The organism is Streptomyces sp. NBC_01446, assembly GCF_026340095.1.
Lineage (GTDB): Bacteria > Actinomycetota > Actinomycetes > Streptomycetales > Streptomycetaceae > Streptomyces > Streptomyces aureus.
Window position 1 is genome coordinate 587,372 of record NZ_JAPEPO010000001.1, and the last position, 22,861, is coordinate 610,232.

A 22,861-nucleotide genomic window follows, 5' to 3' on the forward strand; every position below is an offset into this window, starting at 1 on the left:
GTGGGTCGACGGTGGACGGGATGGGGGCTAAGGAGGGGTGCGGACTAGGGAAGGTGCGTAGCTCGCGCGCGACGACCGATGTGCCCTCGCTCCTGACGCTCCCCCCGAATGAATGAGGGAATCGTCAGGGGCACGGTGAAGACCGTAGCTGCATCGGACGCGATCATGTCAGTACCCTCCGGCTTGCTCTGCCGGTGCCGCCTCCCGGCCCCTGACCGCTTCGAGGGCGCTGGGAGAAACCTGGGAGAAGATCTTCTCCCGGTGCCTCCCAAGCACCGGGTGAGACCATGCCATGACTCGCCAGGCCAACGAGGGGTTCGCGAAGGTTGTCGCGGCGCGCGGCTCCTTCCAGGACCCGGCGCTCGACCTCGCCGACGAGCTCGCCGGGCTGCTCGGCGAGTGGCTCGCTGGGGACCGGGTCGGCGTGGAGCTGGAGTACGAGTTGTACCTCGCCGCGCTGCGCAATCCCGCGCTGCGCGCCGACGCCGCCGAGTGGTGGCAGGAGCTGTCCGACGCCCTCGCCGAGCGCATCGATCCCGTCGCGGCACGGGCCCTGGTCGCGCTCATGGACGGGATCTCGCTGCAGGTGCTGCTCACGGGCGGGGTGTACGACGCCGGGTACGCACGGGAGATGCTGGCGCGGCTGATGCCGTAGGGTCGCGCCCGCTCCCTGAGAAAATCCTGTGCGGCCGTGAACTCTTCGCGGGGCAGCGGGGAACAACGGGTGACACGCTCGACCCCACCCGCTGACGGAGGACCCGTGATCGGACCACCGGCGCTCGACCCCGGCGACGAGCGCGACGGCCATGTCATCGCGCAGTCCCTGGAACATCCGGAGCTGTTCGCCCGGCTCTACGACCGGTACGCACCCGACATCCACCGGTACGCGGCCCGGCGCCTCGGCGACCACGCGGCGGACGACGTCACGGCCGACACGTTCCTGACCGCGTTCCGGGTGCGTGCCCGCTACGACGCCTCGCGGGCCAGTGCCCGGCCCTGGCTGTACGGGATCGCCGCGCACCTCATCGGCAAGCAGCGCCGGAAGGAAGTACGCGGTCTGCGGGCGCTGGCCAGGACCGGCCAGGACCCCGTCGCGGCCGGCTGGGTCGAGGACACCGCGGACCTGGTCGCCGACCGCGCCCCGCTCGCGGACGCGCTCGCTGCGCTGTCCGCCGCCGACCGGCATGTGCTGCTGCTCGTGGCCTGGGCCGACCTGACCTACCAGGAGGTCGCCGAGGCGCTCGGCATACCCGTCGGGACCGTGCGGTCCCGGCTCAACCGGGCCCGCCGCAAGGTACGGGCCGCGCTGGGTGCCGACCCGGCGTTTCTGGGCGAAGTGGCGGAGGTGGTCCGGCCGTGAACGTGGACGAGATGAAGGACGTACGCGAGTTCCGGGCCGGGGCGCCGAAGCCCGACCGGGCACGGCTCGCCGAGGGGCGGGACCGGCTGAGCAGCGCCGAGGGGCGTGGCCGGGGACGCAGCCTGCGGGCCGACTGGCGGCTCGCAGCGGTCGGGGCCGCCGCCGCGCTCACCGCGGTGGCCGTGCTGGCCTCCGGCCTCGGAGGGGGCGGCCACAGTGGTGCGGAACGCACGATGCCGGCTGCGACGCGGACAGTGCCGGGTTCGGTGAAGGAGGTGCTGGAGCGGGCCGCGTCCACGGTGGAGCGGACTGATCCGCAGCCCACGCCGCACCCGGGCCAGTGGGTCTACGAGAAGAAGCTCTCGGCCAGTCCCGAAGTCTGGCCCAAGAGCGCCGCCGCCCAGCCCGAGCCGGAGCCGGAGCCCCAGGAGCACTGGGCGCGGTACGCGGACCCGCGCTTCGAGAACGGCAAGGAAGGCGACGACCGCTCCATGCGCGAACGGCTCCGCTTTCTCGACGAGCTGCCGGACGACCCGGCCGCCGTGCTGAAGAAGGTCCGCGCCTACTACCCGTCCGGGAAGGGCAACCCCGAGCCCGAGGGAGAGCACGACATGCGTGCGCTGAGCGTGCTGTTCGCGTCCCAGCCCATCCCGCCGCAGGCGCTCGCCAAGCTGTACCGCGCGCTGGCCGCGGTCCCCGGCGCCGAGGTCACCGACCATCTCGTACGGGACCTCGCGGGCCGGGACGCCCTCGCGGTCGGGCACGACGAGAAGGGGCAGAAGGTCCGCCGCGAGATCCTGATCGACCCGCACACATACCAGTACCTCGGCGACCGATGGATCGTCGTCAAGGACTACAAGGATACGTTCCCGGGCGCCGACGACACCCCTGACCGGCCCTGGAAGGCGGGCGACCTCATGTTCCAGAACGCGCTCCTGGCCACGGGAGTCGTCGACCACAAGGGCGACCGCCCCTGACATCCGGCGGGGGCGCCGAAGCTGTTCGCATGTACGACGAGATTGCGCGCGTGCTCGACGGCGTCAAGGCGCCACCGCCGGCGGACGCTCCTCCCCTACTAGTCGTCGACAACTGACATCTCGCCACGACACCGCCCACGCCCTCAAAGGTCGCGACACCGACTTCGCCCAAGACCTGACGCAGGGAGAATTCCGGGAGAAGATCTTCTCCCGGGGGCGTCGTGAACCTCGCGATACCAACGCATCCCAAAGCGCTGCCGAGTAGCCGAGGGGGATCTCACCCCTCGGCTCTCACAGAACCGTGCGTAACAGTCGCCCGTTACACGGCTCTTGTCGTTCTGGTCGTCAGACCGATACGGCACCCGTGGTCAGGCGCCAGTGCGCGAACATGCGGGGGTATCGCTGGGCGATCTCCTGCATCTTCGCGATGGCCTTCCGCTGGGCAGCGAGCCGTTTGTACTTCTGGCGGATCCAGCGCACCAGGTAGGCGTTGATGCGCATCACGAAGGGGATCAGCTCCCACGGCCTGAAGCGGCTGTAGTAGTTGAGCCAGCCCGCCACCACAGGGTTGATCCTGCGGGCGAGCTCGTGGAAGGACAGTTCGGAGCGGGTGTGCAGGTGCCAGGACCGCAGCTCCCGCCCCATCTTTTTCAGGGCGTCCTTGCTGACCGCCGGGTCGAACGCCAGGAACAGGTGCCCGTGCCGACTCCGGTTCCTCCTGGCGCGGAACGTGTACCCGAGGAAGGTGAACGACGTGTGCTCGTAAGGGCCACGTCGATGGCCGTCCTTGCAGTAGATGATCCGGGTCTTGTCCGGGTGCAGCTGCAACCCGACTTCGACCATCCTGTCCGTGAGCGCGGCCAGCACTTGGCGGGCCTGGCGCTCGGTGACGCAGTGCAGCACCGCGTCGTCCGCATACCGTTCGAACCAGACGGACGGGAACTCCCGGTCCATCCAGGTGTCGAACGCGTAGTGCAGGAACAGGTTCGCCATGACGGGAGATACCGGGGCCCCTTGAGGGGTCCCGCGCTCCCGCTCCAGCAGGGAGCCGTCGGGCATGACGAGCGGGGCAGCGAGCCACCGCCGAACGTACAACTTCACCCAGACGGCGTCGGTGTGCGCTTCCACCGCCTTGACCAGCAGGTCCCAGGGCACACTGTCGAAGAACTTGGCGATGTCGAACTCCACCACCCAGTCCCTTTTCCAGCAGCGTTCCCGGCATTTCCCCACCGCATCCAAGGCGGACCGGCCGGGCCGGTATCCGAAGCTGTCCGGGTGGAAAATGGGATCCACCCTGCGCATCAGATGCCGGGCCACCACGGTCTGTGCCACGCGGTCGGCGACAGCGGGAATGCCGAGCATTCTCTCGCCGCCCCCATGCGGCTTGGGAATGGCCACCGCACGCACCGGAGGCGGAAAGTATGAGCCCGACGACATGCGATTCCAGACCTTGTACAGATTGTTCTCAAGGTCCTTCTCGAAGTCCGCGACGCTCTGCCCGTCCACACCGGGTGCACCCTTGTTAGCCCTGACTTCCTCCCATGCCTCCTTGATTCCCCACTTTGAAATATCAAACGGCTTGGTCGACGATTTCAACTGGCCCATCGAACTCCTCCCGGACGCCGTCCGGTTGATGCGATCAAACTCAGTCACGAACGACCCGGCCCCTTCGCTCCACCCCCGTTACAGGGGCTTCATCACTACTACGAGCCGGTCCGCCGGCACGCCCCGCGTCGGTACTCGACCCCTTGCAGTGACTGCTGCTTGGAGCACTCCCTCTCGCCCGCCGCTCGGCGGGCAGTATCGGGACCTGCCTTCTCCTGTTCCCTGCGGAAGCCGCAGACCGGACTCACGTCGCCTACATGCCGGACACCACCCGGCCAATAAGCGGGCACCCGCCAGGCTCATCCCGGAGTTCTGGTCACACCCCGGTTTCGATGCCGTCTATTTTCTTTTCGACACGTCAGCAGCGATTCACTTGCGTTCGTCTTCCCGATCCCCACCTGACGCCTCTTACGACACCTTTTCCCTCATCGCTCACCACGACAGTCATTAGCTAACGCAGCATGAGGCGGTTTAGAGCCTCCCCCCACAGGGCGGCTCTGAAGGGCCACAAAACCTTCATCTTCCGCACAGCATCACTTCCAGAAGTTGCCTACAACCAACTCCCTTTCATGTTCAGGACACAAGACCAGCCGAAATGCCGACTAGTACTACAGCCGGTGGTTCACGTGACGTGACGATGGTTGGCTCGTTGCTCCGTTCGTGGGGTTGAAACTGTCGCTTGGTGTGGTGCGGACGGACGAGCTGGCCGAGGGCCAAGTGCGGGAGCTTGAGGGGGAGCTGGAGGCGTTGTGTGCCTCGGTAGACGATGTGTTTGCGCGTCCGGCCTCCCGGGAGAACCTGCGGGCGATGGTGCGTGGGCTGCTGAGCGAGGTGCCGCGCAAGAACCTGTGGCAGCTCGCGGAGGCGGCCGGCCACCCCAACCCGGACCGGCTGCAGGGCTTTTTGGCCAAGGCCGCGTGGGATGCGGACGAACTGCGCGACCGGGTCCGCGCCGTCGCGGTCGACGCCCTGGCCGACGACGACGCGGTGCTGATCGCGGACGAGACCGGCGACATCAAGAAGGGCACCAAGACCGCCGGTGTCCAGCGGCAGTACACCGGAACTGCGGGCAGGGTCGAGAATGCCCAGGTCAGCGTGCACCTGTCGTACGGATCCCGCCGGGGTCGCACTCTGATCGACGCCGAGCTCTACCTCGGCAGGAACTGGGCCGGCACCACCGTGGAGCACGAACGCCGCTGCGCCGAGCAGGGCATCCCGCCCGAACGCGCGAGCGCGGTGGTCACCAAACCGGAGCTGGCCCGGCGGATGCTGGAGCGCGCGCTGGCGGCCTCGGTGCCGTTCACCTACTTCCTGGCCGACGAGGCATACGGGCAGTGCCGGGCGCTGCGCGCCTGGCTGGAGGAACACCACGTCCGCTACGTGCTCGCCGTCCCGAAAGATGAGGTGCTGCCGCTGCCCGACGGGCGCACCCGGCAGGCCCGCGAGCTGTGGGCGCTGGTACCCGAGGACGCCTTCGAGCGCCGGCCCTGCGCGGACGGCGCCAAGGGCCCGCGCGAGTACGACTGGGCCACCGTCCAACTCGCCACCACTGAAGGGGACTTCGAGCGGCATCTGCTGATCCGCCGCTCGATCGTGCCCAACAAGAAGGACAAGAAGACCGGCGAACTCGTCCGGGAGATCGCCTACTTCCTGTGCCACACCCACCTGGACACAACCCTGGCCGAGATGGTCGTCGCCGCCGGACAGCGCTGGATGGTGGAGGAGTCGTTCCAGGTCGCCAAGGGACAGGTGGGGCTGGACGAGCACGAGGTACGCAAATGGTGCTCGTGGTACCGGCACACCACCGTGTGCATGCTCGCCATGGCCTTCCTCGTCACCGTCCGGAGCCGGCTCATACCCGCCCCACCGATGACTCCCGACCCCCGACCGTGAACGAGATCCGCCGCCTGTACGACCGGATCGTCCTCGCTCCCGCCCGCACCGCCCGGACCTGGCTGGCCATGCACTGGCACCGCTGGCGCACCCGCCACCAGACCCGAGCCCGAACCAGCCACTACCGCACCCGAACCGCCCGCGCTCACTCACCGTAAGACCACCGGCTGTAGTACTAGAGGCGCTCTGGACACTGCCCTGACCTTATTCGGGACGAAGAGGTCGTGGGTTCAAGTCCCGCCACCCCGGCAGCTGAAACACCAGGTGAGGTGGGTGCTTACCGGATTCGGTAGACACCTCACCTGTTTCTGCGTGCGTGTCTATCTGCCTGGCCACTGCTCCGGGTTCCGCTTGAGGATGCCATCTCCTGAACGGCCTCGATGGCGCCGACCCCAGGTGCCGGAGCCACGACAGCAAGCGCCTGACACCAACGCGATAGAACTTTCCCTACTTCATCAAGAGCCCGCGCACGGCGCGGGCACGCGCCGCCTCTGCGGCGCGGCCTGCCTCCTGTCTGCGCCCCGGCTGGCCGCGCCCGGCGGCACGCTGCGTGCATGCGGGCAAGGGCGGGACGTCATCCGCGGGCACAAGATGATGCCTCCGGCGGGGGATCGGCGGGCACCGGGATGAAGGGGGCACCGTTGCCGACTGCGGGCCGTGGGTGGCGAGGGTTGCGGGCTTCCATCCCGTCCACCATCGACCCAGGCAAAGCCGAGCAGACGCGGCCCAGGGGCGTCAAGGTCGTTCGTACAGTGGTGCGCTCCACCTTGACGCCCCTGAACCACGCCCGCTCCACGGTGTGCGGGTCGACGGCGGACGGGATGGAAGCTAGGGGAGTGTGGTGGCAAGGAAGGGGGCACGTGCGGCTGCCCAATGGCCAGCGTCACCCTATGATCCGTACCTCACACTATTGGGATCACTAAGCCTTGATCCACCGACGTGGTTTGGGGAGTGATCTTGTGACCGGTTGCGAGCCGGTTTCAGGTCGGCGGTTGGGCACGGGCAGGTTGTAGCCGCTGGTCTGCCCAGCTTTTCCACGGGTTCGGTTCCGATTGGGCCCTGGCGGCGGGCGGGTCGGGTAGGGGCTGTTCGTGTCAGCCGGGTGGGCCGTGGACGGTGTCGAAGAGGTGTGTCCAGGCGTGCTGCCAGGGCCAGTTGTGTGGCAGGTGCAGGGTGATGCGTCGTGCGGAGCGGGCGATCCGGGCCGGAACCTGGACCAGGTGGGTGCGGAGAGTGGCGGTGGTGGCTTTGGCGTGGAAGGCGGAGGTCAGGGAGCCGGTGGCCCGCAGCAGGTTGTAGGTCATCGCCCACAGGGTGAGCCAGGCCGCGTTGGCGTGGAAGTTCCCGGAGGGCAGGTGCGCCAGAGCTCCGGCTTTGCTGTCCGCGATGACCTGCTCGACCACGGCGTGGTGGCGGTGTTCCCGCTCGGCCTGCAGCGTTGCGGCAGGCTGGTCGGTGAAGAAGGGGTGGTAGCGCCAGACGGGAAACAGCTCGCCCTGCTCACCCACAACGGCGGGTTTGGCCAGGTCACGGACCCGGCGCACGATCAGTCGGGCGGTGACCTGGTCACTCTTTTTGCGGCTCGCGAACGCGGTGTATTGGGGTATCTCGGCGACTTCGGCGTCCGAGATGAGCTCACCGGTGGCGGGGTCGGGCACCGCGGTCGGGTAACTGATGTGCTGCCAGGCATCGTTGGGGATGCCGAGGACGGCCCGCTTGATGGAGGGGTTCATCCCGGTGGTGATCGAAAAGTGGGCGCCGGCCCGGCGGCAGGCGGCGATCACCCCGGCGTTGTAGAACTGTGAGTCGGCCCGCAGGATACGGGTCCCGGTGCAGCCGGCCTCGCGGGCGGTGGCCAGGGCCTCGCTCACGAATTTCGGGGCGCCTCGGGAGTCTGCTGCCTTGCCGCGTCGCATCCGTACGCCGGCGATCACCGGCCTCGATTGTGGGGTGCAGACCGTGGCGAGTAGCGGGTGCAGGGTGCGGATGCCCTTGAACCGGCCGTACCCGGCGCCCTGTTTCGCCCGGCCGTAGACCCGCTTGTGGGTGGAGTCGACATCGATGAACGCCAGCTCGTCCGAGCCCGGCAGCAAGGGGGTGTGCGCGGCCAGTGCGGCCAGGAACCGGCGGTGGACAGCGTGGAGTTGAAGGGCATGACCGTGGGTGAACGCGCGGAGGAAGGTGCCCAGTGTGGACGGGGCACGGGTACCTGCGAACACGGCCGGCATCGCCCCGTGCCGCAGGACGTGAAGGTCGTCGATGGTGTCCGCACCCGCGGCCATGCCGCCCACAATGCTGGTGACCTTGGCGTCCGCCGCAGCCCCCGCCCCGTTCCTCGCGCCGGTCAGCTTCACCTTCTCGGCCACCAGCCGCGACAGCCCGCACCGCTCGGCCAGCCGCAGCACCGGCAGCAGCCCGGCATACGCGATCAGGTTCGGGTCATCGAACGCAGCGGAGACCGCTGCCGGAGTATGGGAAACTTGCATCTACGAGGTGCCTTGCTGATTGTGCGTGCTGGAAGCGTCAGAACTCCCATCATCGCAGGTCAGCAGGTACCTCTTCTTGATTGCTCATCCACAGCACGCGAGTCACTCGGTGGATCGAGGCTAAGGCGAGGGCATGCAAGCGCTGACGCTGAGCTATGTGCCGGAGAGCGACGACATCGCGGAAATGGCCGCCAAGTCCCCCACCCGGCGCCGCGCACGTAAGAGAGCTCTGGCGAACTCAGGCGTAAGCCTCGCGCTAACGGTGATCTTGGGCTCGCCCGGGACAATCCCCGGCGATCTGCCGGACACCTCGGTCATCACGTTGTTCTGTGCGGCGATGTTCGTTGGCTACAGCTACCGCGTATTCATCCTCTCCTCCCGCTGGGGCCTCCGTCGCAGCGCACGCAAGGTCTGGAACCGTTCTCCTGGCCTTCAGCGACCTTACGAGCAGGTGATAACCGAGGAAGCGCTGACCGTGAGGACAGACGGCGTTACGCACACTTACGCCTGGTCGAGGTTCAGTGAGCTGGTGGAGTACGACCGCCAGTTCGTCCTGATGGGCCGCTCAGGCAAACCCTCTGTCGCGATACCCAAGCGTGGGCTATCGGACCCGTCACTCGTTCCAGTGTGCCGCCGCGTCCTCAGCAACTGCCTTGCCACTGCCGTGGATCAGCCCCCGGCCGACCGGCGGCAGTCGCCATCGACCGACTGACCAGCAGGACAGACATCAGGGACCGCCCGCCCGTAGTTCGTATCGAGCGGCTCAAGGCGCGGTCCCCGGACCGTGCCACTCTCGTGCCAGAACGGACAGGGACTCACGGGGACCCGGGGTTCGCAGCGGTGAGCTCGACCCGCCCTGCCCAGGGTAGGGAATCCACTGGTCACACACGTGATCGCCCAACCTCGCTCCTAAAGCGGCGCTCCTGGAACGCCGACCGGCATTCGAGATCGACTACTCCAAGTGCTGCGACCACCATCCTCGATCACCTCGCCATTCCTCGAACCAGAAGGCTTGATCCGCTTTGACGGACATCTGAGATCAGGGGCTCCGCCTCGGAAGGATGTCCATCATGGAGAGCATGGGGAAGAAGAAGCCACGCCCTCGCCGCTCGTTCACGCCGGAGTTCAAGGCCGAGATCGTCGAGCTGTGCCGACGCGGTGACCGCTCGGTCGGCCAGATCGCCAAGGACTTCGACCTGACCGAGACCGCGGTGCGGCTGTGGGTCAGCCAAGCCGAGGTCGACGCCGGCGAGAGGGATGGGCTGACCAGCAGCGAACGTGAGGAATTGGCGGCTTTGCGGCGGGAGAACCGCCGACTGCGGGAAGACGTCGACATCCTCAACCAGCACTGTTGCTCTCACCAGTTGAATCTAAGACGGCTTTCTTCGCGAAGGAGACCCGGTGACGGTGCACCCGTTCATCGAGGCGGAGAAACGCGCTGGTCACAGCGTCAAGCGCGCATGTGAACTGCTCAAGGTCTCCCGCACCGCCTTCTACGCCCGCCGCAGTGGCAAGCCCGGTCCCCGAGCTGTCCAGGACGCCGAGCTGACCTGGCAGATCGCCGCAGTCCACGAGCGGTCCCGCGGAACCTATGGAGCCCCACGCGTCCATGCCGTGCTCAAGCAGGAAGGTGCTGACTGTGGCCGCCGCCGGGTTGCCCGGCTGATCCGGGCGGCCGGACTGGAGGGCCGGCACCGCAGACGACGGCACGTGACCACGATCCCTGACCCACGAGCCGCCCTCCGGCCCGACCTCGTGGTCCGCAACTTCGCTCCCGACGCGACAGGACTCGACACCCGCTGGTGCGGCGACATCACCTACATCCCGACCGACGAGGGCTGGCTCTACCTGGCCACGGTCATCGACATCGCCTCGCGGCGGGTGGTCGGATGGGCCACCGCCGACCACCTACGGACCGACCTGGTCGCCGACGCTCTGCCATCCGCCTGCCAACAGCGTCGCCATGGGTGTGGGCTCATCCTTGAGCGTCCAGTGAACTCGGGCCTCTGAGGCGGGTACAACCTGCGGCAGCGCTGCCAGCCAGAGGAAGAAGGGCTCAGTCACTGCGGCAGGGTTGCACACCTGCCTTGGTGTACGACAGCCAGCACAGGACCGCCCCGAACACCGACGGCTGCCGGCAGCCCTGAGGCCACGAAGCCCCCCACACAGCGGACTCCAGAGACAGCCCTGCCGGTATCGCATGGAAAGAATCGACTCGTGCCACAACCGCGCCAGAACGGGCGGGGACTCACGGGGAACTGCGGCTGCTGGCGGAGGTAACAGCCAGCAGCCGCCGAAGTCCGCATTCCGCAGGTCAGGCGCCAACTCGCCCTACCGCCCTGCCAAAGCGAGTGTCGCGCACCCGTCCCTGCTGGCGATGTCCGGCACCCGACGGGCATTGAACTTCTGCACGACACCAGCGGACCCAGATCCCTGCGGTCGGAATCGATCGGATCGTAGATCTCGGCCAGCCGCGGGCGTCAATGCGGCCGAAGGTATGCGGAGGACGCGGAAGGGGTGCCCTCCCCCAACAGCGGAAGGGCACCTCTAAGGACGGTCAGCGGTAGTCGTAGCGGTCGTGACCCCAACGGTCGTAGCGGTCGTGACCCCAACGGCCATCGCGGTCGTGACCCCAACGGCCATCGCGGTCGTGACCCCAACGGCCATCGCGGTCGTGACCCCAACGGCCATCGCGGTCGTGACCCCAGCGGCCGTCGCGGTGGTGACCCCAGCGGCCGTCGCGGTGGTGACCCCAGGGGCCGTCGTGGTCGCCGCGCCTGTAGTCGTCACCACGGTCGTGACCACGGTCGTGCGTGGCATGAGATACCACCGAAGGCGCGGCGGCGGCGCTGGCGCCAGTGGCGCCGCCCACCAGCATCGCGCCCGCGACGCCCAGCGCGGCGACAAAACGGGAAACCCGCATTCCATGCTCCTTTCACGGCAGGTGCCTCATGCGCCTGCCTGGGTCGGACGCATTCATATTCCCGCCCGCAATTCACCGTTACGTCCGACTCGCCATCAAAGGCGCCTTATGTAGCGAAAAATCATTGAATCGGGAACCGGCGCCTGGCGTGTCGGCGTCACGCGCGCGCGTACGGGTCACTCCCCCGTCCACCAGGGTGAACTTGCACCTCGCGATCCCCCCGAGTTCGCGCTCCCCTACGACCCACGTCTCCGCGAGTACCTCCACCAGCAGCAGCTCCCGCCCCGACTCGTCCCGCAGCACCGGTCCGGCACATGCGGGTAGGCATCAGCGCCCGTGGACTATCCGTGGACAGGCAGCCGTCGAGTACGCAGAAGCGTCCCTGTGACCAGCAGCGACGCCACAGACCCCAAGGGCCTCCGGAGTCGTGCGCGATCGCGGAGCAGCCCTGCCAGAGGCCAGCTGTACGGTCCTCCGCCCGTGAGCGAAAGATCTACGACAGGTTGGCGCAAGGGCATTGAGAGGGAGCAACGCGAGCTGGCCGCCGGCACGTTGGATGCGGACTGACCACGGCGGCGTACGGCTCACGCGAGCCCTGAAGCAGCACGGTCAGGGTGAGCGCCGCGACCAGCGGCACCTGGTCAAGGACGTGGCCCAGGCGGGTGGCGGCAAGCGCCGACCGGACAGGTCAGGGCGCTGCTGGAGATGAGAGGGAGGGCGTCCCAGCGGGTCAGAGTGAGGGGCGCCGGGGCCGGGCCGGTCCCGGCCCGACAGGGCAGCTCGCCGGCGAGGGGCAGACCCAGTTCGGCGAGGGCCCTGAGGTCACCGGTGCCGATGGCGCCGCGTTCGCGCACCGTCGGGGGGTGGCCGCCGGACAGCGCCTGGGCGAGGACTTCAAGGACGGCAGCGTCGACCGCGGCGCCACCGGCGAGCAGTTGCTTGAGGCGGACCGTGAGCATGGCCCGCACGTCGTCCGGGGCGAGCGGGCCGAGGGCGCCGCTGTGGCTGCGGAGCAGGCGCATGCCGAGGTGTCCTCGGCCGGGCCTGTGGGGACAGCGGCGGCTCGGTTGGCGCCGACGCCGGTGGTGTAGCCGTAGATGGGCCTGCGGGCGGCGATCCTTTGCGCGCTCTCGCGGGCCGTGCGCCCCGGTCCCGGGCCGTCCGTGCGACGGTGACGCCGGCCCGGCCGTGGGCGACCGCGGTGACATCGACGGCGGTGAGGCCGGTGCCCTCCAGGGCGAGCGGGGTGGTGCGGTCCGTCAGTGGTGCCATTCCTCGGCGGTCAGGGTGTCACGGGTCTCCGGCGCCCAGGCGAGGCTCACCGCCCAGCCGACGAGGAGGACAAGCGTCATCCAGCCCATGGTCCAGCCGACCCCGAGGGCGTCCAGGCTGACCGGGAGCAGGAAGGTGCCGAGTGCGGAGGCGATCCGGCTGCTGCCGTTGAGCAGACCGACGCCGGAGGCGCGCAGTGCAGTGGGGAACAGCTCGGCCGGGTACACCTGGGTGATGTTGGAGGCACCTGCCATCACGAACGTGTAAGCGACGAACGGGATCATCAGGGCCCAGCTGCCGGCGTCGCTGAGTACCGCCATGGCGCCGAGCGCGACGGCCAGGACCAGGAAGCTGTGCACCGTGAACGGACGTCGACCCATGCGCAACATCGGCCACAGGCCGATGACACCGCCGAGGAGCAGGGCCACGTCGATGACGATGTTCTGCGCGGTCGTGTCGCCGATGTTGAGGGTGCCGAGGATCTGGGCGGTGAAGGTGTAGATCGCGAAGTAGGGCAGCACCTGGGCGCTGTAGAAGATGATCCCGAACCAGGTCTTGGTGGCCTGTCCCGCGGCGAACAGCTCCCGGTAGCGGACGGTGGGGGCGGGCTCCTTCGGGGTGGGCGGCGCGGCCTGCGGGTCGATGTCCTGCTTGAGGAACGTGCGGCGGATCTCGGCGGCCTCGGCGTACCGGCCCTGGGTGGCCAGCCAGCTCGGTGACTCGGGGATGCCGATGCGCAGCACCAGGACCAGGAGCGCGGGCAGTGAACCGCTGGCGAGCAGCAGATGCGCGGCTTGGTCGGTGGCGGGGATCAGGGCGCCGAAGATGTTGGCGGCTACGTAGCCCACGGTCCACAGAACAGTGAGCGAGCCGAGCAGTAGTCCGCGCAGTCGCTGTGGCGCGAACTCGGAGAGCAGTGTCGGGCCGACGGCGTAGTCGGCGCCGAGGCCGAAGCCGATGAGCAGGCGCAGCGCGAACAGCGCGGCCGGATCGGTGGCCCACATCTGGAGCGCGGAAGCGATCGTGATGAGGACGAAGTTGTACAGATAGAGTCGCTGCCGGCCGATCCGGTCGGCGACGCTGCCGAGCAGGATGCTTCCGAGGAAGAGTCCGATCAGTGCGGAGGCGCCGAGCAGCCCTGACCACGCGCCGGACAGGCCCATCGTGGTGTCCAGGATCGGCAGGGCCGCGCCGATGACGCCCAGGGCGTAGCCGTCCGAGAAGTTGGCGCCGAAGGTGGTGGCGGTCACTCGGAGGTGGAACCTGGTGAACGGTTCCGCGGCGTGTTCTCGCTGGGGCGTCTGCATCCCGCCAGAGGGCGGAGTGTGCACGGCAGAGCTCAAGGCTGTCTCCTGGGGTGGTGGGAGGCACGGTGCGCGGCGGCGATGTCGGAGATCCGCAGCGACGCCAGACGTCAGAATGAATGATTAATTTCAATGAATCAATGGTTGAATGGAAAGAAACTGCAAGATCACGCTCGCTTCCCGCGCGTCCTGAAGCTCCGCTCCGAGTCCTGTGAACGGTTCGCGATACACGCCGCCCCGCCCTGGGGACAGGTCAGGCTGAGCGATGACGGCAACGACACCTGGCCCTCGTTCCGGTTCCAGTGCTTCGCCGGCGGTGGGCTGGGGCCATCGACATCCTGCTCCGCCTCGCCGCCCGCCCCCGGCACGGTACCCGCTCGCAACGATTGGCCCAGACCAAGGGATCCCCAGGTCGTCGGCGTACCCCATTCTGACCATGCTCGCCGACGGTGGTTTCGTGGCCTGCCCCCCGAGGAGCGTGAGGCGCGGCCGGACGGCTGGCGGCGCGTCGACTTCACGGACCTTCGGCACGGGGTGATCTCCAGCTGGCGCCCAGGTGACGGGCAGGCCGACCGGGGTGCACACGAGGTCCAGCTCAGGCCCCAGCAGAAACGGGAGAGCGAGCGGCAGTAGCCGGACATGGCCCGAGCCGAGGACGCTCCACCGTCCCGACCTGCGGCGATGACTTTACGAGCCCCGCACGATGCCTGACACACCCAGACCACGGAAGACGGGCGCTTGCATCGCGGCTTTCAGGCAGAGGCGGGCAGCGGCTGTTCGGCCCATATCGTCTTGCCATCGGCTGTGTAGCGGGTCCCCCAGCGTTGGGCCACCCCCGCTACCAGGAACAGTCCGCGACCTCCCTCCTCCGTGCTCGAAGCGCGTCGCATGTGCGGAGACGTGCTGCTGCCGTCCGAGACCTCACAGATCAAAGTGTGTTCGCGGATGAGCCGCAGGCTGATGGGGCCGGAGGCGTGCCTGATGGCGTTGGTGACGAGTTCACTGACGATCAGCTCAGTGGTGAAAGCGGCCGCTTGCATGCCCCAGACCCGCAGTTGACTGACAGACCTCTCACGCGCCTCGTGGACGGCGGACGGCTCGGCGGGCACGTCCCAAGCGGCGACGCAGTCAGAACTCAGTACGCGGGTACGTGCAATGAGGAAGGCAACGTCGTCAGAGGGACGATCGGGCAACAGGATTCTGACCATGGTGTCGCAGATCTCATCCAACGGCCGGTCAGGGTGAGCAAGGGCGAAGCACAGGCGCTCGAATCCGACATCGATGTCGCGGTCACTCGCCTCGATCAGCCCGTCGGTGTACAGCGCGATGATGCTTCCCTCCTCGACCGGGATCTCTGCCGACTCAAAGGGCAACCCACCCAGCCCCAGCGGCGGCCCTGCGGGGACGTCGGGGAACTCGACCGGCGCGTCGAGGTGTGCGATCGCGGGGGTGGGATGTCCGGCACGGGCCATGGTGACGGTGCGGGCGATCGGGTCGTAGATGGCATAGACACAGCTCGCGCCGATAACGACGGGCCCGCCGGATGTGGCTTCCGCCTCGTCGGAGAGACGCACCACGAGGTCGTCGACTTTGGTCAGCAGCTCGTCCGGGGGAAGATCAAGGTCCGCGAGGGTCTGAACGGCCGCCCGGAGGCGTGCCATGCTGGCCGCGGCGTGGATGCCGTGTCCGACGACATCGCCCACGACGAGCGCCACTCGGGCACCCGAGAGCGGAATGACATCGAACCAGTCACCGCCGACGCCCACTTCGGCGTCGGCTGGCAGGTACCGGTAGGCGGCTTCGACGGCACTTAGATCGGGCAGGTCCTGCGGTAGCAGGCTCTTCTGCAGAGTCAGCGCTGCCTGCTGCTGGCGTGTGTAACGCCTGGCGTTGTCGACGCACACGGCGGCCCGGCCCACCAGGTCTTCGACGAGGAGGAGGTCGTCCTCGTCGAACGGGCGGGGGTTTTCCCAGCGCAGCAGGGTGATGACGCCCATATTGATGCCGCGCGCCCGCACCGGCACCACCATTTGCGTGTGCACGCCCAGCCGGATCAGCTTTGCCCAGCGCAGTGGGTCTTTCGCGAGCCAAGGCGTCGACGGGCGAACTTCCTCGCGGATTGGCTGTCCCGTGGCCAGGGAGCGTCGTTGGGGTGACTCCTTGGGGTAATTGGACGTCGCGCCGATCCCGACACTCACTTCGGGGAGATCTTCCTGGATCGAGAGGTGGGCCGCACGGCACAGGGTGTCAGTGCACTCGGCGGATCTCGGTGTGAGGTCCATCGGTGTATGGACACTTTCGAGCAGGTCAACTGCCACGAAGTCCGCGATGTAGGGCACCACGACCTCGGCAAGCTCGTGCACCGTACGGTCCAGGTCCAGCGTGGTGCCAATGTGCTCACTGGCCCTGTTGAGCAGCGTCAGCCGCTCGCGCGCCGGATCCTGCCCGTTGAAATCGAGGACAGCGTGACCGACCCCGAGCAGGTTGCCGTCGGCGCCGCTCAAGGGAAAGGAGGATCGAAGCCTTACGTGACCGGCGTCTTCCCGGCCGGCCACCCGGACCGGCGCTATGTTCTCCAGAGCCACCGGTGCCTGCCCTGACTTCAGTACCTGCTTGGCCTGGCGTGCAACGATCGGCGATGGTTCCGCACCGGCGGCCGGACTGGTGGCGGCACCGCTCACCTCCTCGTCCAGGTGTGCCATCGCAGGGTTCACCCACTCGTACCGGAGATCCGTGCCCAGCACGGCGACACCCAGCGGGGACCGCTGCAGCAGGCTCCGCGCGACATCCTCACGCCACTCGTTCTCGCGCAGCGCAGCGGCGTCCCGCAAGGCCACAAGCCACTCGCGATGCCCACCGAGCGCGTGAAGCCGCCATGCACGAACCGCGAGTTCCACGGGACGCCCCTCGCGGTGGAAGGTTGCGAGGAGGCCCTCCCAGCCGTTCTCCGCCCCTAGCAGCCATGACTGCACGGCAGGCACATCACCCTCGTCGACGAGCAGGGTTGTCACGGAGTGGCCCAGCACGTCGGCCGCGGTGTAACCGAGGAGATCCTGAGCGGCCTGGTTCCAGCCCGCGATGACGCCGTGGCTGTCCACCATCAGCAAAGCCGCAGTTGCCATGTCGAATGGTTTGAGCGGATCTCCGCCGCCCGCTTCACTCCTGAAGCCCATAGCGTCATCCCATCGACGGGCACGACCTACGCACACATTGTCGCATCGGGGGCCGGAGAATGCTGCGGCGGTGAAGCCGCGACCGCCCTGATCATTGCTCCCGAGCGCGACTGGTACAGCCTGGATTCTCTCTGTTCCGAGGCTTTGCGGAGTCGCCAGATCGCAGGCTACGACGGCCGTACCCTGACCTCCGACCTGTCGGCACTACTCGATGTATTCAGCGGCGAAAGTGTTGGAGTCGTCGGCCATGACATGGGCGCTCCTCTGCCTCAGCCTGGCGGCATCCGAGAGGCATCGCGTATCTCACCTGACGTGCCTGGACAGGTCGAACCCGCACACCATCTCCATGGAGGCAACCCCGCCGAACCTGCTGGTCGGCGTGCCCGCAACGTGGCTTCGTCGACCGGTGTCGACAGCACTGGGCTCCGTCCTGGCTGTGCCTGTCGCGTGGGGGGGCGCGCGCCGTCGAGCACGAGCTCAAGCGGACGGCGTGACCGGGGACCGCATGCCGAGCCACTGCTCGGCGTCCCAGGCCTGGAACCGCTCTACCTCGGCGAACCCCAGCTTTGCCGCGAGGCGCATCGAGCCGACGTTGGCGGTCTGGGTGGTGAGCACCACCGGCTCGCCGGGAAGGACGCCGTCGAACCAGGCGAGTGCCGCCGCGCACGCCTCGGCGGCGTACCCGAATCCCCACGCGCGCGGCAGGAACAGGTAGCCGAGATCGGCCTTCCCCACTGCAGCCGGGCGACGGTGCTCCGTTGCTCTCCTGAGCAGGATCTGGCCGATCATCGCCCCGTCGAGATCAACGACGAAGCTCCCGGGCCACCGCGCGGGTATCCGGGACATCTCGCGTTCCAGCTCGTCACGGGGGCGGGGGCCGCCGAGGTAGGTGTGCACCTGTGGCGAGGCGAGCAGCTCGATGAATGCCGCACGGTCCCGGGCCTCGGGCTCACGGAGCACGAGCCTCTCGGTCCTGATCGGGACAGGTGGCCAGGCGACGGGTCCGAGCTCAGTCATACCGGCCAGCCAATCAGCAGGCTCGGCAGCGATCAAGGCTCGCGGACCGATCAACTCAACGGCCCCAGCCCCACACTCACCAGCAGGGCAGTGATTGGCGGATCCGATCCATCCGCCGATCACCAGGCACGGCCAAAACCTGCATTTTGGTGATCAAGGACTGCTGTCCGGTCTCCATCACGAGCGGCGCCTCTTGACGCCGCCCCACGGAATCGACGACCGACCCGTCCAGCGCGAAGCACTGTTGCCCTCACGGACCCGCTGTCCCGTGCCGATCACGTCCGGTATCGGAGCTGCTGTGTCCACAAGACCTACGGAATCTCCGGGCGTGCGGTGGCCGGGCCCGTCGGGGTGTATGCGCCTGGCCGACGGGCACGAGCATGTGCCGGTCTCCTTGCAATAGCGGTCCGTCAGTTGCGCCTGCCGGGCCAACCGGCGAGTCCCTCTTCACTGGGGGGCTGCGCGATGGCCTGCTCGACGGAGTCGTGGAACGAGTAAATGTGACGCAGACCGCCGAGAAAGAAGACACGCAGAAGCCGCTCGTCGGAGCAGGCGATCCGCAGCGACCCGTGACGGGTCTTGATGCGCTTGGTGACAGCGACGATCATGCCGAGCCCCATGGAGTCCAGGAAGTGGGTACTGCACAGATCGAGAACAAAGTGACGGTGATCCTCGGCGAGCCTCCGGATCACTGCGGCGTGCACGAGGGGAGCGGAGACAATGTCGATCTCTTCGTTGGCTTCGACGACCGTCCAGCCGTTCGTCACGTGGCAATCGACGGACTCATTCGGTCCTACGACGCTCTGATCACACACGTTCCTGCCCCTTCGCATCTTTGTCCGGTTTGTCCCACTACTCCATGAAACGGGCCATGACTGCGAAGTCGCAAGGACTCAGTTTTCAGATGGTGAGCGAGAGCCTGCACGACACCCGCTCCGCCGCGGCGACCAGCGTCGACACAGCACCTTCGAGACGGTCGGTGCGGTTGGCGCGCAGGGAGATACCAAGCGCCCCAAGGGTGTCGCCTTGCCGGATGGGCACTGCGACGCACGCGGTGCCCAGGGAGTACTCCTCGATATCGGTGACGGCAGGCCCATGGGGCGCGGAGTCGAGACGCCGTAGCAGTTCGGCACGGTGAGTGATGGTGCGAGGGGTGAGGTCATTCAGCGTGTGGCGGGAGAGGTAGTCGGCGCGGGCATCGCCGTCCAGCTCGCGCAGAACGCACTTGCCGAGCGCCGTGGCATGCCCTGCGTCTTCGAAGCCGACCCACAGATCGACGCGAGGTGCCTTCGGCCCGTCCACGATCTCGGCGACCCGGATCTCGCCGTCCTCGTAGAGGGTCAGGTAGGCCGCGGCCGACAGGCCGTCCCGCAGCTCGGTGAGCGTCGGACGGACCCTGCTGAGCGCTGCCTGATCGTGACTTCCTCCGTGCAGCGCGCCCAGCCTCTCCCCCAGGACGAACGTGCCGTCGTCGAGTTTGCGCACGTAGCCCTCGTGCACCATCGTGCGCAGCAAGTGGTAGGTCGTGCCCAGAGCCAGCCCCGTCTCGCGCGCGAGCTGCTTGGCGGGCACGCCACCTTCGTGCGCACCCACAGCCTCCATCAGCCGGAAGGCTCGCTGCACCGACGCGATGAGCGTGGGGCCCTCTTTGCCACCCATGTCTCCACATTGCTCCATGCGGACAATTCGGGGCAAGTTCGATGGGCAGGGTGTTACACGCCTCGGCGGCCCGGACAGTACACGCTCCGAGCTCAGGCAGCAGATTCCGTTGCCGACCGAGTCCTTGGCTTCCGGGTCGATCGTCCAAGGAATTCGCGACGGGGTGCGGGCACCCGGGGACAGTGCCGACGGAGCCCGCTTCCCGCGCGCTCAGCACGAAAGCGGCAACGCGGTCGGCGGCGCGGAGCGCAGTCACGGGCGCGGAGAGGCCAGGATCATCCGGTGGCACCCGCAGCGGCAGCGCGTGAGGCCAGCGGCACGGTCGCCGCGTGCCCGCACCCCACTGCTGCGCCCCGTCACGCGGTGCCGAGCGGTGCGTCCGGCACCTGCTGCTGCGCCGGATGCGACTGCTGGTGCGGCCGGCCACGGTGCTGCGCCGGCACCGCGACCTGTTCGCCCGCCGTCACGCCGCCCAGTCCCGGCCGAAAATGCGGCGGCCGGCCCCGCACGATCCACTCCATCCGAGCCCTGGTACTTCGCCTGGCGAAAGAGAACCCGGACTGGGGATTCCGGCGCCCGCACGGCGAACTTCTCGTCCTCGACGTAAAGGCGGCCGCATCCACGGTCTGGGAAATCTTGCGGGAGTCCTTGGCGACCTAGACCAGGCAGGTCACGTCACGGGCCAGCAGCTCCTGGCTGATCGGGCGGTTCAGAACCTCGACGATCTCGTTCGGCTGCATGGTTCGGTTCCTCCATCTCAGCTCAGTTGCTCGGCCAGTCCGACGATGATGCCCTCCGGGCCTCGGAGGTAGCAGAGCAGATAGCTGTCCTCGAACCGGGCGATCTCGCCGACAAGTTCGGCGCCGTGAGGGCGCAGGCGGGCAACGGTGTCCTCGATGTCGTCGACAGCGAACATGACGCGATGCGTGCCCAGAATGTTGTGCGGCCGGTTGCGCGGCCCGGCGCTGATCACCGCGGGGCTGCGGTACTTCGCCAGCTCAAGCCGACTGTGACCGTCCGGGGTCCGGACCATCGCGATGTCACAGCGCACGCCGTCGAGTCCGGTGCACTGGTCGGCGACGAGGCCCTCGACCTGCGCCCTGCCCTCCAGCTCCATACCGAGTTCCAAGAAGAACGCGATGGCGGCATCCATGTCCTCGACGACGATGCCGACGTTGTCCATCCGCTGAATCGCCATGCTGGTTTCTCCTTCTACCTCGTGCGGCCGGTGGTGGCCGCTGATGCCCCTGGGACGGAGCCGTTGGCACGTTCTCGACATCCGCAGACCGCCGAACTCCCCGTCGAAGTCGAAACCGTCATGACCACACCCTCCCTCCAGAGCCCGTGATCGAACCGGGCCTGCTGCACGATCGGGTGACATCTGTCGCCCAACCCTGCAGCAGACCCTCTGGTTGATAGGGCTCGTTGATTGAAATTCCCCAGGTTCGCTCTACGTTCCTCAGGTCCCTGCGCATACCTCGGTGATCGATTGCTCGTCTGCAGGGACTTAACCTGCTGACGGCACATCGTTGAGGCAGGCCGGGGACCACTGTGAGCGCTAGCGAGGGGTACGGAACCCACCCAGAGGAGATCGCAGCGCTGCTGGAAGCCGTCGGCGAGTCGATGATGGTTCTGTCGTTCCGGGAAGACCGCTCCTTCGCCGCGCTCAGCGTGGAACGCTTCGGGGCCGTGGGATCCACTCGGCTGGACTGGTCCGGGGCCGTAGTGATCGAGCGCTGCGAGTCGTTCGATGCCGCCGAACTGCGCAGGCTGATGGCTTCCTGCGCTGGGGCGGACGAACTCGCGGTCGTGTTCTGGAGCAATCTCGCAGTGCCGTCCGTCGCCGTGGAGGCCGCTCTGGTGGCGGGCCATGCAGAGGCGGTGTTGGAGTGCTCCCCTGAATGCTGGATCTACCTCACCGACAGTGGAGTGCTGATCGAGTTTCAGGACGGTGAGGGGTTCACAGCGGGAAGGGTCCCGCACTGACACGGCCGCTGTCGACACAGTGGAATACGACGCCGTGAGTGGGGAATTTCCGCGAGCAGGATTGCCCCTCGCAGTTCCGTGAACGATCGCGTGAGGTGAAGCGGCGGATCATGTGCCGCGCGTGCACCACCGGGTCACATCATGCGGGTGTCGGTGGATCTACGCGTCCCAGCACGTCGGCGAGAGAAGTCCCGGTTCGTGCCGCTGTGATTCGACGTGCTCGCACCTCGGCCCGGGTACGGGGGCGGAACTTGGGGTCCTTGCCGCAGCCGCAGGGTTCGCGCCCCTCGTAACGCAGCCCGGCGTCCAGCACGGCTGCCACGACGGTCCACGCTTTGGTGTCTCGGCGCCGTGGTGCCGCGAAGTCATGGCCAGCACAGATCATTGGCTCGGAGCATCGGGGGCATCGGTGCCCGCCGGGCCCGGGGTGCTGCTTGAACGCAACGCGGCAGGGCACGCACGCGTAATGCAGCTTGTAGCGCTTCTCGGCGTAGTGACACACGAGGTGAACGTACCCGGCATTGTGGTGGCCAGCGAGGCGGTTTCCGCAGCGCGGCTCATGGCTGGGTGAGGATCCGGACCCGGAGGAGTTCGAACGAGGCTCGGCCGTACATAGCCCGCTTCAGTGTTTTCACTCGGTTTACATGTCCTTCGACGACCCCGGAGCTCCAGGGGAGGGTCAGGCCGGCGGTCACTGCGTCGAGGTCCTGGCGGAGGAAGCCGGCGAAGCCCTTCATGGGGTTCGGTGCTCCTGCTCTGCCTGCCGGATCCACTCCTGCAGCAGGTATCCGCGCCGGTGACGGACGAGATCGGCGAACGCCCGGGCGAGGTCGCAGGCACGGGTGATGTCCGGGCAGGCGAGCCGGACTTGAAGGAGTCGCTCGTCCTGGCTTTCGGTGAGTGTCTCCAGGGGCCGCATGATCCACGAGGTGATCTTGCGAGGGCTTGGGATGTCGGCCCGGACCGGTTCGGCGGTGCCCGCGCGGAGGGCGGCGAGGTGTTTGCGCCGTTCGGACAGTCCCGGTACCTCGCGAGCAGGACGCCGACCTGGCCCGCCAGGAAGAGTCCATCTGCCTGCGCCGTGCCCGTCTGCGGCTGCTGCTCGACCAGGCCGAGCACACAGGACAGCTGCCCGCCGAGGCCTCCGTCTCCCCCGAACTGGCCGCGCTCTTCGAAGACATAGCTGTTGCGAAAGTCGGTCAGAGT

General features: G+C 67.7%; 19 protein-coding genes and 4 pseudogenes. 11 read left to right on the forward strand and 12 right to left on the reverse strand.

Annotation, left to right across the window (positions count from 1 at the left end):
- Window positions 1-298 precede the first annotated feature (298 nt).
- The 3 genes and pseudogenes from OG456_RS02645 to OG456_RS02655 all read left to right on the forward strand — a co-directional run.
- Window positions 299-655 (forward strand): annotated as a pseudogene (locus OG456_RS02645) (TetR/AcrR family transcriptional regulator); the annotation flags it as partial.
- 105 nt (window positions 656-760) lie between these two features.
- Entirely contained in the window at window positions 761-1,360 is a 600-nt protein-coding gene (locus tag OG456_RS02650; protein ID WP_266556842.1) for an RNA polymerase sigma factor, read from the forward strand.
- Window positions 1,357-2,337 carry a CU044_5270 family protein gene (locus OG456_RS02655; protein ID WP_266556844.1) on the forward strand — a complete coding sequence of 327 codons (981 nt, stop codon included), beginning with the start codon at window positions 1,357-1,359 and terminating at the stop codon, window positions 2,335-2,337. The genes OG456_RS02650 and OG456_RS02655 overlap by 4 nt, the downstream gene beginning before the upstream one ends.
- A 345-nt stretch (window positions 2,338-2,682) precedes the next feature.
- Here OG456_RS02655 and ltrA read toward each other — a convergent pair whose 3' ends face one another.
- Window positions 2,683-3,942, reverse strand: a complete 1,260-nt coding sequence (ltrA, locus tag OG456_RS02660) for a group II intron reverse transcriptase/maturase (protein WP_266569009.1) — start codon at window positions 3,940-3,942, stop codon at window positions 2,683-2,685.
- Between the two features lie 660 nt (window positions 3,943-4,602).
- Between ltrA and OG456_RS02665 the strand changes: the two genes are divergently transcribed.
- Together OG456_RS02665 and OG456_RS02670 are read left to right on the forward strand one after the other, a co-directional pair.
- On the forward strand, window positions 4,603-5,835 hold the full coding sequence (locus OG456_RS02665; RefSeq protein WP_266556846.1) for an IS701 family transposase: 1,233 nt from the start codon (window positions 4,603-4,605) through the stop codon (window positions 5,833-5,835).
- Window positions 5,832-5,993 (forward strand): hypothetical protein, encoded by a 162-nt coding sequence (locus OG456_RS02670; protein WP_164324575.1) that lies wholly within the window; start codon window positions 5,832-5,834, stop codon window positions 5,991-5,993. Before OG456_RS02665 ends, OG456_RS02670 begins: the two co-directional genes overlap by 4 nt.
- Window positions 5,994-6,929: 936 nt before the next feature.
- Here OG456_RS02670 and OG456_RS02675 read toward each other — a convergent pair.
- Entirely contained in the window at window positions 6,930-8,321 is a 1,392-nt protein-coding gene (locus OG456_RS02675) for an IS1380 family transposase (protein WP_266556848.1), read from the reverse strand.
- A gap of 133 nt (window positions 8,322-8,454) precedes the next feature.
- Here OG456_RS02675 and OG456_RS02680 point away from each other — a divergent pair, with 133 nt between their 5' ends.
- The 3 genes from OG456_RS02680 to OG456_RS02690 all read left to right on the forward strand — a co-directional run bounded on the left by OG456_RS02680 (window position 8,455) and on the right by OG456_RS02690 (window position 10,331).
- A complete protein-coding gene (locus OG456_RS02680) occupies window positions 8,455-9,033 on the forward strand; it encodes a YcxB family protein (protein ID WP_266556850.1) in 579 nt (192 codons plus the stop codon).
- A gap of 367 nt (window positions 9,034-9,400) precedes the next feature.
- On the forward strand, window positions 9,401-9,787 hold the full coding sequence (locus OG456_RS02685; protein ID WP_266556852.1) for a transposase: 387 nt from the start codon (window positions 9,401-9,403) through the stop codon (window positions 9,785-9,787).
- Window positions 9,723-10,331, forward strand: coding sequence for an IS3 family transposase (locus tag OG456_RS02690; protein ID WP_266556853.1), 609 nt, complete (start codon window positions 9,723-9,725; stop codon window positions 10,329-10,331). The genes OG456_RS02685 and OG456_RS02690 overlap by 65 nt, the downstream gene beginning before the upstream one ends.
- 547 nt (window positions 10,332-10,878) lie before the next feature.
- Here the strand turns inward: OG456_RS02690 and OG456_RS02695 are convergent.
- The 7 genes from OG456_RS02695 to OG456_RS02725 all read right to left on the reverse strand — a co-directional run bounded on the left by OG456_RS02695 (window position 10,879) and on the right by OG456_RS02725 (window position 19,669).
- On the reverse strand, window positions 10,879-11,244 hold the full coding sequence (locus tag OG456_RS02695) for a hypothetical protein (RefSeq protein ID WP_266556854.1): 366 nt from the start codon (window positions 11,242-11,244) through the stop codon (window positions 10,879-10,881).
- Window positions 11,245-11,885: 641 nt separating this feature from the next.
- Window positions 11,886-12,266: an aromatic amino acid lyase gene (locus tag OG456_RS02700; protein ID WP_266556856.1), complete on the reverse strand. Its 381-nt coding sequence runs from the start codon at window positions 12,264-12,266 to the stop codon at window positions 11,886-11,888.
- A 237-nt stretch (window positions 12,267-12,503) separates the two neighbouring features.
- Window positions 12,504-13,766, reverse strand: a complete 1,263-nt coding sequence (locus tag OG456_RS02705) for an MFS transporter (protein ID WP_266556858.1) — start codon at window positions 13,764-13,766, stop codon at window positions 12,504-12,506.
- Between the two features lie 806 nt (window positions 13,767-14,572).
- Window positions 14,573-16,993, reverse strand: coding sequence for a SpoIIE family protein phosphatase (locus OG456_RS02710; RefSeq protein WP_266556859.1), 2,421 nt, complete (start codon window positions 16,991-16,993; stop codon window positions 14,573-14,575).
- Between the two features lie 477 nt (window positions 16,994-17,470).
- The gene (locus OG456_RS02715) at window positions 17,471-18,010 is read right to left on the reverse strand and encodes a GNAT family N-acetyltransferase (protein WP_266556860.1); all 540 of its coding nucleotides are present in this window, start codon (window positions 18,008-18,010) and stop codon (window positions 17,471-17,473) included.
- Between the two features lie 410 nt (window positions 18,011-18,420).
- The gene (locus OG456_RS02720; protein WP_266556862.1) at window positions 18,421-18,777 is read right to left on the reverse strand and encodes an STAS domain-containing protein; all 357 of its coding nucleotides are present in this window, start codon (window positions 18,775-18,777) and stop codon (window positions 18,421-18,423) included.
- Window positions 18,778-18,910: 133 nt separating this feature from the next.
- Window positions 18,911-19,669, reverse strand: a complete 759-nt coding sequence (locus OG456_RS02725; protein ID WP_266556864.1) for an IclR family transcriptional regulator — start codon at window positions 19,667-19,669, stop codon at window positions 18,911-18,913.
- 392 nt (window positions 19,670-20,061) lie between these two features.
- Between OG456_RS02725 and OG456_RS02730 the strand changes: the two are divergent.
- Window positions 20,062-20,317: pseudogene (locus OG456_RS02730) on the forward strand (integrase); the annotation flags it as partial.
- A gap of 109 nt (window positions 20,318-20,426) precedes the next feature.
- Here the strand turns inward: OG456_RS02730 and OG456_RS02735 are convergent.
- Window positions 20,427-20,867, reverse strand: coding sequence for a VOC family protein (locus OG456_RS02735; protein WP_266556866.1), 441 nt, complete (start codon window positions 20,865-20,867; stop codon window positions 20,427-20,429).
- Window positions 20,868-21,220: 353 nt separating this feature from the next.
- Between OG456_RS02735 and OG456_RS02740 the strand changes: the two genes are divergently transcribed.
- Window positions 21,221-21,655: a hypothetical protein gene (locus OG456_RS02740; protein WP_266556868.1), complete on the forward strand. Its 435-nt coding sequence runs from the start codon at window positions 21,221-21,223 to the stop codon at window positions 21,653-21,655.
- 557 nt (window positions 21,656-22,212) lie between these two features.
- On the opposite strand, the pseudogene OG456_RS02750 reads toward OG456_RS02740, so the two are convergent.
- Window positions 22,213-22,383: pseudogene (locus OG456_RS02750) on the reverse strand (transposase); the annotation flags it as partial.
- A 5-nt stretch (window positions 22,384-22,388) separates the two neighbouring features.
- Window positions 22,389-22,574 carry a hypothetical protein gene (locus OG456_RS02755; RefSeq protein ID WP_266556872.1) on the reverse strand — a complete coding sequence of 62 codons (186 nt, stop codon included), beginning with the start codon at window positions 22,572-22,574 and terminating at the stop codon, window positions 22,389-22,391.
- 113 nt (window positions 22,575-22,687) lie between these two features.
- Between OG456_RS02755 and OG456_RS02760 the strand changes: the two are divergent.
- Window positions 22,688-22,834: pseudogene (locus tag OG456_RS02760) on the forward strand (MerR family transcriptional regulator); the annotation flags it as partial.
- Window positions 22,835-22,861: the final 27 nt, after the last annotated feature.